The organism is Corynebacterium sp. HMSC069E04 (genome assembly GCF_001813175.1).
Classification (GTDB): Bacteria; Actinomycetota; Actinomycetes; order Mycobacteriales; family Mycobacteriaceae; genus Corynebacterium; species Corynebacterium aurimucosum.
On sequence record NZ_KV811691.1, the window covers coordinates 22,249 to 22,787 of the forward strand.

Genomic DNA, 539 nt, shown 5'->3' on the forward strand with positions numbered 1-539 from the left:
GCATCCGCCGACCCGGCAGGTACCGTCGCGGCCTTCGACAAGTTTGCGCATAATCAGGCCGGGTTGGTAGCCGTCGGCTTCGGCGACCTCACCGGTTAAATCTCGCACCTTGTCATGTGGCATGGGCTCAGCCCGCCAGCCGAAGCCTTCAATAAAGGTCGGTGCATCCTCAATATCGCAGGCCTGGTAGGTGTGGAGCACCACCGTAGCTGGTGGCTTTATTTCACCGGAAAGCAGTTTGATGACCCCTTATCCTTCGACCAACGACAACGCGTGCTAAACCCCGACATTAGGCATATTCTTTATGAATGAGTTATGGCAAAAATACACCTAGCGAAGAAAGCACGCCAAAAGACGCTTCTCCGAAAGAACAAGATGCACTAGATAGGGATCCCTCTATAGAGAAGCATACCGAACAGGAAAAAGAGGTCACCCAAAGCACAAGTTCTGCTTCGCCTGCCCGCTTCGAATGGCTCCGCGACTTTTGGAGAGGGATCCCTAATAAGCAAGGGTGAAGTGCCCCGAGTTTTGTTCCTAGG